We start from the raw sequence: 13,582 nt of genomic DNA, 5'->3' as shown, positions 1-13,582 counted from the left end.
ACAGGTAGGACTCAGCCCACGCGCAGATAATGGTGTGCATGAACGCCGGACCCCGCATTCTCATCGTCGACGACGAGCCGAACATCCGCGATCTCCTCACCACCAGCCTCCGTTTCGCCGGGTTCGCCGTCCGGGCGGTCGGCAACGGCGCGCAGGCGATCTCCGCGGTCCTCGAAGAGGAGCCAGACCTCATCATCCTCGACGTCATGCTCCCCGACATGAACGGGTTCGGCGTCACCAAGCGACTCCGCGGCGCCGGCTACACCGCGCCCATCCTCTTCCTCACGGCGAAGGACGACACGGAGGACAAGATCACCGGGCTCACGGTCGGCGGCGACGACTACGTGACCAAGCCGTTCAGCCTCGACGAGATCGTCGCCCGCATCAAGGCCATCCTGCGCCGCACGATGCAGGCCGACGAGGACGCCGTGATCCGCGCGGGCGAGCTGACGATGGACCAGGACACCCACGAGGTCTTCGTCGGCGACACCCCGATCGAGCTCTCGCCGACCGAGTTCAAGCTGCTGCGCTACCTGATGCTCAACCCCAACCGCGTGCTGTCGAAGGCGCAGATCCTCGACCACGTCTGGGAGTACGACTTCAACGGCGACGCCGGCATCGTCGAGTCGTACATCTCGTACCTGCGCCGCAAGGTGGATGCGCACTCCAGCGAGCCGCTCATCCAGACCAAGCGCGGCTTCGGCTACATGCTCAAGGCCGCCAAGGCCTGAGCTGGGTCACCGGGAGCACACATGCCCGGCACAGCATCCCCCGCATAGACTGACGGCCTGATGCACTCACGCCTGCTCGACCGCTGGAACGCGATCTCCCTCCGCACGAAGATCACGGGCGTGACCGTGCTGATGCTGACGCTCGGGCTGCTCGTGACCGGCATCGGCACGATGTCGATGCTGAAGCCGGTGCTGCTCGACCAGCTGGATGCGCAACTGTCGGCGGCGTCGGGGGCGTCGTACCTGAACACGTACCTGTTCAGCTCCTCGACAGAGGGCGACAAGATCGCGACCGATTCGAGCCCCTCGGACTACTTCGCGGCGCTGTACGACTCCAACGGCAAGCTGGTCACGTACAACTGGAAGAACATCCCGTACGCGCACCGCCCCGACATCCCGCAGACGCTGACGCTGCCCGAGGCCAAGGCGATGCTCGGCCCCTTCACATTGCAGAGCAACGACGGGCGCACCACGTACCGCGCACTCGCCACCACGCAGACATTCGCCAACTCGGGCGAGCTGGCGACAGCGATCGTGGCGACCACCACGTCGCAGATCGACACCGTGATGGCGAGCTTCCTCGCGATCTTCCTCGGCTTCGGCGTCATCGTCATCATCGTCGGCGCGGGACTCACGCGCATGCTGGTGACAACGACGTTCGCTCCGCTGCGCGAGGTGGAGCAGACCGCGGCCGCCATCGCGGACGGCGACTTCAGCCAGCGCCTCGGCGGCGCGACGCCCAACACCGAGGTCGGGCGGCTGAACCGCTCCCTCAACACCATGCTGAACCGGATCGACCGCGCCTTCAGCGACCGCGCGCGCACCATCGACCAGATGCGCCGATTCGTGGGCGACGCCTCGCACGAGCTGCGCACTCCCCTGGTCTCGGTGCGCGGCTACGCCGAGCTGTACCGGATGGGCGCGCTGCAGACTCCGGAGGACGTGGCGCAGGCCATGGACCGCATCGAGAAGGAGGCGATCCGGATGGGGACCCTCGTCGAGGACCTCCTGGAGCTCGCCCGCCTCGACGAGACCAAGCCGCTCGACCTCACGCGCGTCGACCTGGTGAAGATCGCCCAGGACGCGGCGATGGACACCATGGCCGGGGCCCCCGGACGCGTCGTCACCGTGCTCACGCCCGAGCCGGTGCAGCCGGAACGGGACGAGGAGCCGGAGCCCGGCGTCGACACGGTGCCGATGACGGTGCCCGACCTCGCCGGTCGTCCGTCGAACGCGACAGGCCCGATCGCCTTCGCCGGGTCCGCGCTCGCCCGGCTGCGGCGCGGGCGCAGCAGGCGCGCGTCCACCGGCCCGCTCCCGATCAGCACGACCGAGAAGGTCGTGCTCGCGCAGCACCCGCCGACGGAGCCGGCGATCGTGCTCGCGGAGGAGAACAAGCTCCGCCAGGTGGTCACCAACCTGATGGGGAACGCCCTGCGCTACACGCCGGAGGGCAGCCCGATCGAGATCGCGGTGCAGATCGACCACCGCAGCGAACGGGCGACCCTGGAGGTGCGGGACCACGGCGAGGGCATCCCGCCGCAGATCCGGGAGAAGATCTTCCAGCGCTTCTGGCGCGCCGACACGTCCCGCGCCCGCGAGACCGGCGGCAGCGGCCTGGGCCTCGCGATCGTGTCGTCGATCGTGGCCGCCCACAACGGCACCGTGGAGGTCGTCGACACCGAGGGCGGCGGCGCCACCTTCCGCGTCTCCCTGCCCCTGGCCGGCTCCCCCGCCGCCCCCAAGCCGCTCACCCCGTAACGCCCGCCCGGCCGCCGCCTGGTTGACGCAACGCGCCGCGGCGGCCGCCCGGCGGCCGGAGTGTTGTGTCAACCAGGCGCATCCGTGGGGCGCAAAACGCCGCTACGCCGGCGGCGATGCGGCGTGTTGCGTCCCATGGATCGCGTGCGGCGCCCCGGCGGCCGGACACCTGGTTGACGCGACGCGCCGCGGCGGCCGCCGGGCGCGCGGCGTGTTGTGTCACCTGGCGTATCCGCGGGACGCAACACGCCGTTATGGTGACGGCGACGCGGCGTGTTGCGTCCCACGGATCGCGTGCGGCGCCGGACGCGAAGAGGGCGCCTCCCCAACGGGGAGACGCCCTCTTCGTGGTGGGTGGGACTTAGAAGTCCATGCCCGCGCCCGGGTCGCCGACCGGCGCCGGGTTCTTCTCGGGCTTGTCGGCGACGACGGCCTCGGTGGTGAGGAACAGGCCCGCGATGGACGCCGCGTTCTGCAGCGCCGAGCGGGTGACCTTCACCGGGTCGTTGATGCCGGAGGCCAGCATGTCGACGTACTCGCCGGTCGCGGCGTTGAGGCCGGAGCCGACCGGGAGGTTGCGGACCTTCTCGACCACGACGCCGGCCTCGAGGCCCGCGTTGATGGCGATCTGCTTCAGCGGAGCCTCGATGGCGACCTTGACGATGTTGGCACCGGTGGCCTCGTCGCCGGTCAGCTCCAGCTTCTCGAACGCGGTCTTGCCGGCCTGGATGAGGGCGACGCCACCACCGGCGACGATGCCCTCCTCGACGGCGGCCTTCGCGTTGCGGACGGCGTCCTCGATGCGGTGCTTGCGCTCCTTGAGCTCGACCTCGGTGGCCGCGCCCGCCTTGATGACGGCGACGCCGCCCGCGAGCTTGGCGAGGCGCTCCTGCAGCTTCTCGCGGTCGTAGTCCGAGTCGGTCGACTCGATCTCGTTGCGGATCTGCTGCACGCGACCGGCGATGGCCTCGGGGTCGCCCGCGCCCTCGACGATGGTGGTCTCGTCCTTGGTGATGACGACCTTGCGGGCCTGGCCGAGCAGGTCGAGGGTGACGTTCTCGAGCTTGAGGCCGACCTCCTCGGAGATGACCTGGCCGCCGGTGAGGATCGCGATGTCCTGCAGCATGGCCTTGCGGCGGTCGCCGAAGCCCGGAGCCTTGACGGCGACGGACTTGAAGATGCCGCGGATCTTGTTGACGATCAGAGTCGCCAGCGCCTCGCCGTCGACGTCCTCAGCGATGATGAGGAGCGGCTTGTTGGCCTGGATCACCTTGTCGACGATCGGCAGAAGGTCCTTGATGTTGCTGATCTTCTGGTTCGCGATGAGGATGTACGGGTCCTCGAACACCGCCTCCTGGCGGTCCTGGTCGGTGACGAAGTACTGCGACAGGAAGCCCTTGTCGAAGCGCATGCCCTCGGTCAGCTCGAGCTCGGTGCCGAAGGTGTTCGACTCCTCGACGGTGACGACGCCCTCCTTGCCGACCTTGTCGATCGCCTCGGCGATGATCTCGCCGATGGTGGTGTCGCCGGCGGAGATGGACGCGGTGGCCGCGATCTCCTCCTTGGTCTCGACCTCCTTGGCGGAGGCGATGAGCTCCTCGGTGACCGCCGCGACGGCCTTCTCGATGCCGCGCTTCAGCGTGATGGGGTCGGCGCCGGCCGCGACGTTGCGCAGGCCCTCCTTGACCAGGGCCTGGGCGAGCACGGTCGCCGTGGTGGTGCCGTCACCGGCGACGTCGTCGGTCTTCTTCGCGACCTCCTTGACGAGCTCCGCACCGATCTTCTCGTACGGGTCGTCGAGCTCGATCTCCTTCGCGATGGAGACGCCGTCGTTCGTGATCGTCGGGGCGCCCCACTTCTTCTCGAGGACGACGTTGCGACCACGCGGACCCAGGGTCACCTTGACCGTGTCGGCCAGGGTGTTCAGGCCGCGCTCGAGGCCGCGGCGCGCGTCCTCGTCGAAAGCAATGATCTTTGCCATGTGTTTCTCGTCCCTCCCGGACGTCTGCGAAAGATTCCGTTGATTAGCACTCGATCAGATGGAGTGCTAAAGCGATTCTGGCACTCGGAGCGGGAGAGTGCAAGCGCGCGCGGTGGAGCTCAGAGCAGCGCGGAGCGATGCCGCGACCCCAGCGCCGCGCGGTGGAGCTGAGGGCAGCGCGGAGCGATGCCGCGACCCCAGCGCCGAGGGAGCCTGCGACCGAGGGTGGAGCCTGCGACCGAGGATGACGCAAAGCTCCCACAACGGCGAAACGCCGCCCCCCGCAGGGGACGGCGTCTCACGGGTTTCGTCGCGCTGCCGGTCAGGCCAGGCGCACCGACTCGGCCTGCGGGCCCTTTTGCCCGGAGCCGACCTCGAACACGACCTGCTGGCCCTCCTCGAGAACCTTGTATCCGTTCATGTCGATCGCGGAGTAATGAACGAAAACGTCCTGTCCCCCACCTTCGACGGTGATGAAGCCGTAGCCCTTCTCAGCGTTGAACCACTTCACGGTCCCGTTCGCCATGCATTACTCCCATTGCTGTGTCGCTCGCGCGATCCGACGCCGCACGTTGACTCCCGATCCTAATGCGTGCAATGCCCCGCGTCGCCAGTGTTTTCGGGAATCCGTTCCGAATTGTGTCCGAACTTAAACACGCGCGAAACAATGGGACGAGCGCGCTCAGCCCGGATAGTTCGCGCCGATGACCACGGTGATGTCGGCGCCGGTGTCGCTGAAGGCGGTGCTCTGCTGGATCGTGGCCCCGGGGAGGGACTGCGCGACGCCGAGCGCCGCCGCCTGGTTGGCCGGGTCGCCGTAGTAGACGATGGTGGCCGCGAGGTCGGTCTTGTCGGCGTTCGCGAGCGCTCCGACCTTCCACCCGGCGGCCTTGAGCTTCTCGCCCACGGAGGCGGCGAGCCCCTCTTTCGCGGTGCCGTTGAGCACGTTGACGTTGAGGGACGGGTTCACGGTCGGGACGATCGTCGGGGTCGGCGTCGCGGTCGGCGTCGTGGATGCGGTGCGCGACCCGGTGCCGGACGGCCCGTGGAAGTCGATGCTGCCGTTCACGAGTGAGAGTCCGAAGATGCCCGCGCCGACGAGCAGCACGGTGGCGAGCGCCGCCCAGCCGACGGCGATCCAGCCGCGGCCGCGACGGCGTGGGGCCCGGTGGGCGCCGACGCGCTGGAGGTCGTCCGGGATCTCGTCGAACCGGTCGCGGGGGAACTTCTCTGCCATCGGGGGTGGGGGTCCTCAGGGTCGGTCGCCGGACGGGAGCGTCCGTGCGTGTCGTGCGGCCAGTCTCGCCTCGCGCAGCCGGAGCAGCCGCTTGACGAGCATGGGGTCGTGGCGAAGTGCCGCCGGAGAGTCGATCAGCGCACCGAGCAACTGATAGTACCGAGCCGCCGACAGACCGAACTCCTCGCGGATGGCCTGCTCTTTGGCTCCGGCGTGACGCCACCACTGGCGTTCGAACGCGAGGATCGCGGCATCCCGTTCGCTCAGGCCGCCCGCTTCCGAGGGCTCGTGCTCGGTGGCACGCCGTCCGTCGGCTGACCGGGTCACGCGCACCGCCTTCCCTCGTCGCGGACGCCGGGCGGCCGGCATCCCGGTCGTGCCCCGCGTTCGCACGTCATCCTAGGGCGCTGGTCCTGTGTGTTCCCCGTTTCGCCGCGGCACGTCGCGGGACGCAACGGGAACAGGATCCGGAACCGCGCCGTTTAGTCTGGTGACGACGAAAGGGACAGGCATGGCACAGAACCACACCGCCGAGGACGGCTACACCGTCTCCAAGACCGAGGACGAGTGGCGCGAGGAGCTCAGCCCTGAGCAGTACGCGGTGCTGCGCGAGGCGGGGACGGAGCGCCCGTGGACGGGCGAGCTGCTCGACGAGGGCCGCGCCGGCCTCTACACCTGTGCGGCGTGCGGCGCCGAGCTGTTCAAGTCGGGCACGAAGTTCGACTCGGGATGCGGCTGGCCGAGCTTCTACGAGTCGGTGCGCCCGGAGGCGGTCCAGCTGCTCGAGGACACCAGCCTCGGCATGGTGCGCACCGAGGTCCGCTGCGCGAGCTGCGGCTCGCACCTGGGCCACGTCTTCCCGGACGGCTTCGGCACTCCGACGGGCGACCGTTACTGCATGAACTCGATCTCGCTGAATTTCACGCCGGAGGCGTGATGACCGAGCTCGCGGGCCGCGTCGCCGCGCGGCGGTCGTACTCGCGGGTGACGGCGGACGCGCCGACGCACGAGGAGCTGCTGCCCCTCGTCGCGGCGGCCGGCCGGGTCGCCGACCACAGCGCGCTGCACCCGTGGCGGCTGATCGAGCTGCGCGGCGAAGCGCGGGAGCGGCTGGGCCGGGCGTTCGTCGCCGACGCGAAGGCGAGCGGGACGGACGCGGAGAAGCTCGCCGCCAAGCCGCTGCGCTCCTCGCTGCTGCTGGCGATCGTGTCGGTCCGGACGAAGAGCGAGAAGGTGCCCGGTTGGGAGCAGGACGCGGTCGCATCCGGTGTCGCGCACATCCTGAGCCTGTTGCTGCACGACGCGGGCTGGGGCGTGATGTGGCGGACCGGCCACCACACCCGGTCGAAGGCGGTGCACCGGATGCACGGCCTGGCGAAGAACGAGCGGCTGCTGGGCTGGCTGTACGTCGGGGGGATCCCCGCGGACAGCAAGGAGGGTCACCGCACGACGATCGACCCGGAGCGGTTCCTGACGACCCTGGAGTGACCCGCCGGCTCTCCGACGCTAGGCGCCGGCCCGCGTCCGGCCGCGCCACCGGACGCTGGCGATCGCGACGGCGACGATCGCGAGCAGCGTGCCGCCGATGGTGGAGAACGCCAGCTGGTGTCCGGCCGTCGGGAGCAGCAGGTCGAGCAGCAGCGCCGCGGCGAGCTGGCCGGCGACCGTCGCGAGTCCGAGCAGCAGGACGCCGGTGATCCGGACCAGCAGCGCGGTGACGCCGATGAACACGCAGCCGAGCGCGCCGCCGATGTAGAGCCACGGCTCCGCCGGCAGCCGCTGCGGCATCCCGCCGACGCCCCAGCGCACCAGCATCAGCACGACGAGCACAGTCGTGCCGACGGCGAAGTTGATGAAGGTCGCGGTGAGGGCGCTCTCGGCGACCACGCGGACCTGCCCGTTCACCGCCTGCTGCCACCCGGTGCCGAGGCCGGCGATGAACGGGAGCAGCATGAGGAGCACCGGGGCGCTGCCGCCGAATTGGGCGGACACCGCCCAGGTGACGGCGACGAGGGCGAGCAGCGCGCCGACGAGCCGCGCCGGCGTCAACGGACGGCGGCCGCCCGGGCCGATGCCGACGCGATCGAGCACGAGACCGCTGAGCGTCTGTCCCGCGACGACCGCGACGGTGAACAGGGCGACGCCGAGCGCCGCCGCGGCGAGGCCCTGCGAGAGCACCAGGAAGGAGCCGGCGGCGCCGCCGCAGACGTACCACCAGCGCAGCCGCCGGTCGCGGAGCGCCTCCCGGACCCGCGCGAGACCGCGCCGGCCGACGGGAGCGATGGCGAGGGCGATGCAGAGGATGACGAGTCCCGAGCCGAACGAGATGCTTGCGGCGGTGAAGCCGTCGCCGAGCCTGCTGCCCAGCTCCCCGTTGATGCGGGACTGGATCGCCACCAGAGCACCGCACAGCAGCGCGAGGACGAGGGCGAGCCAGAGCGGGAGGGAGCGAGGGGTCACTCCTCCCACCCTATGCCGTGACGCCTTGGCTCGGGGCGCAGGAGCTCAGGGCGCGGGCGCTTCGCCGTCGGTCGGCTCCGGCTGGGGCAGCCAGTCGATGTTCTCCTCGGGCGCGACCTCCTTCTCCTCGCTGAGGTCGTAGTCGTCGTCGTTCTTCTTGTCGCTCATGCCGCCACCCTACGCCCGGCCGCCGACGGCGCCGGGGAGGTCGGCGAGGGCGCCGAGCGGCGACTCGATCGCGTCCGCGACCTCGCGAAGCAAGGCCGCCGCGACGCCGCCGTCGGTGACCCGGTGGTCGAAGACGAGCGAGAGCTGCAGGATGCGCCGGGGCACGACCGCGCCCTCCACCACCCAGGGCCGCTCGATGGCGCGGCCGAGGCCGAGGATGGCGACCTCCGGGTGGTTGATGATCGCGGCGCTGCCGTCGACGCCCAGGCTGCCGTAGTTGTTGATCGTGAAGGTCGACCCCGCGAGGTCGGCCGGCGGCAGCTTCCCCTCACGGGCCGCGCGTGCCAGCCGGTCGAGCTCGGCGTCGAGCTCGCGAACCGAGAGCCGGTCGGCGCGGCGCACCACGGGCACGAGCAGTCCCCGCTCGGTGTCGGCTGCGAAGCCGAGGTTGACGCCCTCGAAGGTGACGAGACCCTGTCCGTCGGGGGCGACGCGGCCCGCGAGCTCGGGATGCCGCGCCAGCGCTGCGAGGGCGAACCGCGCGACGAAGGAGAGGAACGACGGGGCGCGGCCGTCCCGGGCCAGCCGACGGCGGCCGTCCCACAGCTCGGTCGCGTCCACATCCACCCAGACGGTCGCCTCCGGGATCTCGGAGCGGCTGCGCGTCATCGTCTCGGCCACGGTGCGGCGCAGGCGCGAGAACGGGGTCGTCGCGGCGACGGTGAGGCCCGTGCGGGGGTCGGAGGCGCCGGGGTCGGTGAGGGGCGCGGGCGCGGGCGTGCTCTGCGGCGAGGTGGTCACGCCTGCGGATGCGGTCGCGAAGGCGGCCTCCACATCCCGTCTCGTCACCACACCGTCGGGTCGGCTGGGGCGCAGCGTGGCCAGGTCGATGCCGTGGCTGCGCGCCAGCGCGCGCACGACCGGGGAGACGACCGGGACGATCCGGCCGCGCGGCGGCGCGGACGCCGGAGACGTCGCCACGGCCGTAGCAGCGCCACCGGCCCGCGCCGCGCGGGTCCTCCGCGCGCCGTGCGCGGTCGTACCGTACCCGACGAGCACCTGCCCCGAGCCGGACGCGGCCGGCGCGGCAGCCGCCGTCTCCTCCTCCACCTCCAGCAGCGGAGCGCCGACGAGGATCGTCTCGCCCTCGTCGCCGTGAAGCGCTGCGACCCGTCCGGCGAACGGCGACGGCACCTCCACCACCGACTTCGCGGTCTCCACCTCGGCGATGGGCTGATCGGTCGTGACCGTGTCTCCCACCGCGACCAGCCAGCGGACCAGTTCGGCGTCGGTCAGCCCCTCCCCCAGGTCGGGGAGGGTGAACACCCGGGGGCTCACGCGTCCTCCCACTGCAGCGCGTCGACGGCGTCCAGGACGCGGTCGACATCCGGCAGGTAGAACCGCTCCAGCTTGGGCGGCGCGAACGGAGTGTCGAAGCCGGCCACGCGCCGCACCGGGGCGAGCAGGTGGTGGAAGCAGCGCTCCGAGACGCGCGCCGCGATCTCGGCCGCCATGCTCGCGAAGCCAGGAGCCTCGGCGATGACCACCGCCCGGCCCGTCGCGCGCACCGCGGCGCACACCGTCTCGTCGTCGAACGGCACAAGCGAGCGCAGGTCGATCACGCCGAGGCTGCGGCCGTCCTCCGCGGCGGCCTCGGCGGCGGCGAGCGCCACCGGGACCGAGGGTCCGTACGCGATGAGCGTCGCGTCGGTCCCCTCCCGCGCGACACGGGCGCGGCCGATCTCCGGAAGCGGAGCCTCCGTGTCCACCACGCCGGTCGACCAGTACAGCTTCTTCGGCTCGAGGAAGATCACCGGGTCGGGATGCGCGATCGCGGCGCGCAGCAGCCCGTACGCGTCCTGCGGGGTCGTCGGCGACACCACGGTCAGGCCGGGCGTGTGCACGTAGTACGCCTCCGACGAGTCGGAGTGGTGCTCGACCCCGCCGATGCCGCCGGCGTACGGGATGCGGATGACCAGCGGCAGCCGCATCCGCCCGCGCGTGCGGTTGCCCATCTTGGCGACGTGGTCGACGATCTGCTCGAACGCCGGGTAGGCGAAGGCGTCGAACTGCATCTCGACGACCGGGCGCATCCCGTTCATCGCCATCCCGACCGCTGTGCCGACGATGCCGGCCTCGGCGAGCGGGGTGTCGAAGCAGCGGTCCTCGCCGAAGCGGGCGGTCAGCCCGTCGGTGATGCGGAAGACGCCGCCGAGCGGGCCGACGTCCTCGCCGAAGACGACGACGGTCGGGTCGGCGGCGAGCGCATCGGCGAGCGCGCGGTTGAGGGCCTGCGCCATCGTCAGGGTGGCGGGCGCCGGGGTGGCCGGCCGCTCCGCCGGGGCATCGTGCATCAGGGTCATCGTGCGGCCTCCTCCGCTGCGGCGAGCTCGCCGGCGAGCTGCTCCGCCTGCTCGCGCAGCTGGGGCGTCGGGCTGGCGTAGACGTGGGCGAACAGGTCTTCGGGATGCGGTTCCGCGTCGGCCATGATCGCCGTGCGAAGCTCGGCGGCGACCCGCTCGGCGTGCGCGTGCGCCTCGGCGTCGTCGCCCTCGCTGAGTGCTCCCTCGGCGGTCAACCAGGTGGCCAGGCGCAGCAGCGGGTCGCGGGCGCGCCACGGCTCCACCTCGTCGTCGGTGCGGTAGCGGGTGGCGTCGTCGGCGTTGGTGTGCGACTTCATCCGGTAGGTCAGGGCCTCGACCAGGGTCGGGCCGCCGCCGTCGCGCGCCTCCGCGACCGCGTCGCCGAGCACCGCGAGCAGCGCGGCCAGGTCGTTGCCGTCGACCAGCCGGCCGCGCATCCCGTACCCGACGCCCTTGTGGGCGAGGCTCGGAGCCGCCGTCTGCCGGCTGAGCGGCACGGAGATCGCGTAGCCGTTGTTCTGCACGAGGAAGACGACGGGCAGGTGGAAGACGGCGGCGAAGTTGAGCGCCTCGTGGAAGTCGCCCTCGCTCGTCGCGCCGTCACCGCAGAGGGCGAGCACGACGGTGTCCTCGCCGCGCATCCGGGCGGCGTGCGCGAAGCCGACCGCGTGCAGCAGCTGCGTCGCGAGCGGCGTCGACTGCGGCGCCACGTGGTGCTCGTGCGGGTCGTACCCGGAGTGCCAGTCGCCGCGGAGCAGCACGAACGCCTCGAACGGGTCGACGCCGCGGGCGATGACGGCGACGCTGTCGCGGTAGGTCGGGAAGAGCCAGTCCTGCTCGCCGAGGACCATCGCGGCGGCGATCTCGCACGCCTCCTGGCCGTGCGACGACGGATAGACCGCGAGGCGGCCCTGGCGCACCAGCGCGTCGGCCTGGTCGTTGATCCTCCGGGCCAGCACGAGCCGGCGGTAGCCCTCCAGCAGGGTGTCGGCCGTGGGCATCCGGTGGCGGTCGTCCGGGTGGGACGCGCCATCCTGGTCGATGAGCCGCAGCGGGGTGTCGCCGGGCAGCAGATCGTCCGCGTGCATCTGTTCTCCTTCGAAAGACGTCGCTCCTCCCCAGGATGACTTCGGCAGACGCGGAACGCTACGGGTGCGCGCGAGTCGAGACGAACGGGTGCGCACGGCCGGGATCGGTGCCAGACTGTCCAGCACCATGGACGACATCGACGTACGGATCCTGGACGCTCTGCGCGCGGACGGCCGCGCCTCCATCACCTCCGTGGCGGAGGCGGCCCACGTGTCGCGCGCCAACGCCTACTCGCGGGTCTCCCGGCTGGTGTCGGAGGGCGTCATCACGGGGTTCACCGCGAAGGTCGACCCGCGGCGCTCGGGGCGGGCGTCGTCCGCGTACGTGACGCTGCGGGTGGAGCAGGCGGACTGGCACGACCTGCGCGAGCGGCTGCAGCGCATCCCGGAGGTGGAGCACTTCGCGCTGGTCGGCGGCGACTTCGACGTCATCCTGCTGGTGCGGGCCCGCGACAACGAGGACCTGCGGCGCGTGGTGCTGGAGGAGCTCACCGCCATCCCCTCCGTGCGCGACACGAAGACCTCGCTCGTGTTCGAGGACCACGACCTGCGATGAGGATGATCGGGAACAGCGACCGCGACCCGGGCAGGGCCGACTGGATGGAGCTGTTCTTCGATCTGATCTTCGTGGCGCTGGTCGGGCAGCTGGCGCACGGCCTCCACGAGCATCCCGGGTTCGCGGCGATCGGGGTGTTTCTCGCCCTGTTCGCCGCCGTGTGGTGGTCGTGGGGCAACCTGACCTTCGTCGTCAACGTGTCGCGGCGGCTCACCCGGCGCGGGCTGTCGCTGGTGATGCTGCTGGCCATGGTGGCGGTCGGCGCGATGGCCGTCGCCGCCCCCGAGGCGATCGGCGAGCGGGCGTGGCTGTTCGCGGCCGGGAACGCGGCGCTGCGGATCGTGCTGCTTGTGGCCTGGATCCGGCTGTCGTGGGCCGACGGGGTCGGCTCGCGCATCCGGATCAGCGTCTATAACGGTGTCACGGCAGTGCTCTGGCTGGTCTCGATCGTGCTGCCGGAGCCGGCCGGGTACGTGCTGTGGGCCGTCGCGATCGCGCTCGAGGTCGTGCTGCTGATCACGACGGCGTCGAGCTGGGCGTCCGGAGCGTTCGAGACGCTGAACGTCGACCACCTGTCGGAGCGGTTCGGGCTGCTGGTGATCATCGTGCTCGGCGAGTCCGTGCTCAGCATCGTCGCGGCGGTGAGCGCGACGTGGACCGCGGCCGGGGCTGTCGTCGGCCTGCTCGGCCTGCTCATCGCCGCCGGGCTGGCGTGGACGTTCTTCCTGTACGGGGTGGACGCGATGCACCAGGGGCTGGAGCGTCTGCTCGCCCGCGGCGACATCCGCGGCGTCCGGGACACGGTGGCGTTCCTGCCGTTCCTCCTGCTGGCCGGGGTGACGGCGCTGTCGGGAGCACTGTCGGCGGCGATCGCGCATCCTGGCGAGCCGCTCCCGCTCGCGCTCTCGCTGTGCCTCGGCGGCGGGATCGCGCTGTTCTACTTCGCGAACACGGTAATCTCCCGGCGCTACGGCGACGAGTGGCGGGTGGTGCTGCGGTGGGGCGTGCCCGCGGTCGTGCTGTCACTGCTGCTGGTGCCGCTCGGGGCGGTGCTGCCGGCGGCGGTGACGGTCGCCTGCGCGGTGCTCGTGCTCGCCTACGTCGTCGCCGCCGCGGAGCGCGCCTCCCGCCGCCGCGCCCGCGCCGCCTCCCCCTCTCCCTCCCCCTCCCCCTGACCCGTCCCCAACCATCGCTTCCTCGATTAGTCCGCGATTCGACCCCGAAAGCCCGGATTAAT

Annotated in this window: 15 protein-coding genes; 6 read left to right on the top strand and 9 right to left on the bottom strand. The window is 71.3% G+C overall.

Translation table 11 applies throughout. The annotated features are described in order from the left end of the window. Positions 1–38 precede the first annotated feature (38 nt). Both P5G59_RS10445 and P5G59_RS10440 read left to right on the top strand, forming a co-directional pair. Complete coding sequence (locus tag P5G59_RS10445; RefSeq protein WP_018191755.1) at positions 39–731, top strand: response regulator transcription factor; 693 nt, start codon at positions 39–41, stop codon at positions 729–731. Positions 732–791: 60 nt separating this feature from the next. Continuing rightward, on the top strand, positions 792–2,492 hold the full coding sequence (locus P5G59_RS10440; RefSeq protein WP_301218642.1) for a sensor histidine kinase: 1,701 nt from the start codon (positions 792–794) through the stop codon (positions 2,490–2,492). A 361-nt stretch (positions 2,493–2,853) separates the two neighbouring features. Here P5G59_RS10440 and groL read toward each other — a convergent pair whose 3' ends face one another. From groL to P5G59_RS10420, 4 genes are all read right to left on the bottom strand, one after another. Further along, positions 2,854–4,473 (bottom strand): chaperonin GroEL, encoded by a 1,620-nt coding sequence (gene groL / locus P5G59_RS10435; RefSeq protein WP_301218640.1) that lies wholly within the window; start codon positions 4,471–4,473, stop codon positions 2,854–2,856. Between the two features lie 322 nt (positions 4,474–4,795). After that, on the bottom strand, positions 4,796–4,999 hold the full coding sequence (locus P5G59_RS10430) for a cold-shock protein (protein ID WP_175338330.1): 204 nt from the start codon (positions 4,997–4,999) through the stop codon (positions 4,796–4,798). Positions 5,000–5,155: 156 nt separating this feature from the next. Further along, positions 5,156–5,710: a LytR C-terminal domain-containing protein gene (locus P5G59_RS10425; RefSeq protein ID WP_301218638.1), complete on the bottom strand. Its 555-nt coding sequence runs from the start codon at positions 5,708–5,710 to the stop codon at positions 5,156–5,158. A 15-nt stretch (positions 5,711–5,725) separates the two neighbouring features. Further along, on the bottom strand, positions 5,726–6,043 hold the full coding sequence (locus tag P5G59_RS10420; RefSeq protein WP_301218828.1) for a DUF3263 domain-containing protein: 318 nt from the start codon (positions 6,041–6,043) through the stop codon (positions 5,726–5,728). Between the two features lie 178 nt (positions 6,044–6,221). Here P5G59_RS10420 and msrB point away from each other — a divergent pair, with 178 nt between their 5' ends. Both msrB and P5G59_RS10410 read left to right on the top strand, forming a co-directional pair. Continuing rightward, positions 6,222–6,647 (top strand): peptide-methionine (R)-S-oxide reductase MsrB, encoded by a 426-nt coding sequence (msrB, locus tag P5G59_RS10415; RefSeq protein WP_301218636.1) that lies wholly within the window; start codon positions 6,222–6,224, stop codon positions 6,645–6,647. Further along, positions 6,647–7,198 carry a nitroreductase family protein gene (locus tag P5G59_RS10410; protein ID WP_301218634.1) on the top strand — a complete coding sequence of 184 codons (552 nt, stop codon included), beginning with the start codon at positions 6,647–6,649 and terminating at the stop codon, positions 7,196–7,198. Before msrB ends, P5G59_RS10410 begins: the two co-directional genes overlap by 1 nt. Before the next feature lie 18 nt (positions 7,199–7,216). Here the strand turns inward: P5G59_RS10410 and P5G59_RS10405 are convergent, their stop codons facing one another. The 5 genes from P5G59_RS10405 to pdhA are packed head-to-tail and all read right to left on the bottom strand — an operon-like array spanning position 7,217 to position 11,789. Next, positions 7,217–8,170 (bottom strand): DMT family transporter, encoded by a 954-nt coding sequence (locus tag P5G59_RS10405; RefSeq protein WP_301218632.1) that lies wholly within the window; start codon positions 8,168–8,170, stop codon positions 7,217–7,219. Positions 8,171–8,215: 45 nt separating this feature from the next. Then, entirely contained in the window at positions 8,216–8,338 is a 123-nt protein-coding gene (locus P5G59_RS10400; RefSeq protein WP_283810106.1) for a hypothetical protein, read from the bottom strand. A gap of 9 nt (positions 8,339–8,347) precedes the next feature. Next, positions 8,348–9,676 (bottom strand): dihydrolipoamide acetyltransferase family protein, encoded by a 1,329-nt coding sequence (locus P5G59_RS10395; RefSeq protein ID WP_301218629.1) that lies wholly within the window; start codon positions 9,674–9,676, stop codon positions 8,348–8,350. Next, positions 9,673–10,701 carry an alpha-ketoacid dehydrogenase subunit beta gene (locus tag P5G59_RS10390; protein ID WP_301218627.1) on the bottom strand — a complete coding sequence of 343 codons (1,029 nt, stop codon included), beginning with the start codon at positions 10,699–10,701 and terminating at the stop codon, positions 9,673–9,675. Before P5G59_RS10390 ends, P5G59_RS10395 begins: the two co-directional genes overlap by 4 nt. After that, a complete protein-coding gene (pdhA, locus tag P5G59_RS10385; RefSeq protein ID WP_301218624.1) occupies positions 10,698–11,789 on the bottom strand; it encodes a pyruvate dehydrogenase (acetyl-transferring) E1 component subunit alpha in 1,092 nt (363 codons plus the stop codon). The genes P5G59_RS10390 and pdhA overlap by 4 nt, the downstream gene beginning before the upstream one ends. Positions 11,790–11,916: 127 nt before the next feature. Here pdhA and P5G59_RS10380 point away from each other — a divergent pair, with 127 nt between their 5' ends. Both P5G59_RS10380 and P5G59_RS10375 read left to right on the top strand, forming a co-directional pair. Then, positions 11,917–12,345 carry an Lrp/AsnC family transcriptional regulator gene (locus tag P5G59_RS10380; RefSeq protein ID WP_175338321.1) on the top strand — a complete coding sequence of 143 codons (429 nt, stop codon included), beginning with the start codon at positions 11,917–11,919 and terminating at the stop codon, positions 12,343–12,345. Next, entirely contained in the window at positions 12,342–13,520 is a 1,179-nt protein-coding gene (locus tag P5G59_RS10375; RefSeq protein ID WP_301218622.1) for a low temperature requirement protein A, read from the top strand. The genes P5G59_RS10380 and P5G59_RS10375 overlap by 4 nt, the downstream gene beginning before the upstream one ends. Positions 13,521–13,582: the final 62 nt, after the last annotated feature.

It is taken from the genome of Leifsonia virtsii, from assembly GCF_030433675.1.
Lineage (GTDB): Bacteria > Actinomycetota > Actinomycetes > Actinomycetales > Microbacteriaceae > Leifsonia > Leifsonia virtsii.
The sequence above is the reverse complement of the archived record's forward strand: the minus strand, read 5'-3'. Positions and strand labels throughout refer to the sequence as shown.

What these genes read in the sequence shown, in the direction of transcription:
- P5G59_RS10445 (WP_018191755.1), top strand. Translation starts at nt 39, where the DNA reads ATGAACGCCGGACCCCGCATTCTCATCGTCGACGACGAGCCGAACATC.
- P5G59_RS10440 (WP_301218642.1), top strand. Translation starts at nt 792, where the DNA reads ATGCACTCACGCCTGCTCGACCGCTGGAACGCGATCTCCCTCCGCACG.
- groL (WP_301218640.1), bottom strand. Translation starts at nt 4,473, where the DNA reads ATGGCAAAGATCATTGCTTTCGACGAGGACGCGCGCCGCGGCCTCGAG.
- P5G59_RS10430 (WP_175338330.1), bottom strand. Translation starts at nt 4,999, where the DNA reads ATGGCGAACGGGACCGTGAAGTGGTTCAACGCTGAGAAGGGCTACGGC.
- P5G59_RS10425 (WP_301218638.1), bottom strand. Translation starts at nt 5,710, where the DNA reads ATGGCAGAGAAGTTCCCCCGCGACCGGTTCGACGAGATCCCGGACGAC.
- msrB (WP_301218636.1), top strand. Translation starts at nt 6,222, where the DNA reads ATGGCACAGAACCACACCGCCGAGGACGGCTACACCGTCTCCAAGACC.
- P5G59_RS10410 (WP_301218634.1), top strand. Translation starts at nt 6,647, where the DNA reads ATGACCGAGCTCGCGGGCCGCGTCGCCGCGCGGCGGTCGTACTCGCGG.
- P5G59_RS10400 (WP_283810106.1), bottom strand. Translation starts at nt 8,338, where the DNA reads ATGAGCGACAAGAAGAACGACGACGACTACGACCTCAGCGAGGAGAAG.
- P5G59_RS10390 (WP_301218627.1), bottom strand. Translation starts at nt 10,701, where the DNA reads ATGACCCTGATGCACGATGCCCCGGCGGAGCGGCCGGCCACCCCGGCG.
- pdhA (WP_301218624.1), bottom strand. Translation starts at nt 11,789, where the DNA reads ATGCACGCGGACGATCTGCTGCCCGGCGACACCCCGCTGCGGCTCATC.
- P5G59_RS10380 (WP_175338321.1), top strand. Translation starts at nt 11,917, where the DNA reads ATGGACGACATCGACGTACGGATCCTGGACGCTCTGCGCGCGGACGGC.
- P5G59_RS10375 (WP_301218622.1), top strand. Translation starts at nt 12,342, where the DNA reads ATGAGGATGATCGGGAACAGCGACCGCGACCCGGGCAGGGCCGACTGG.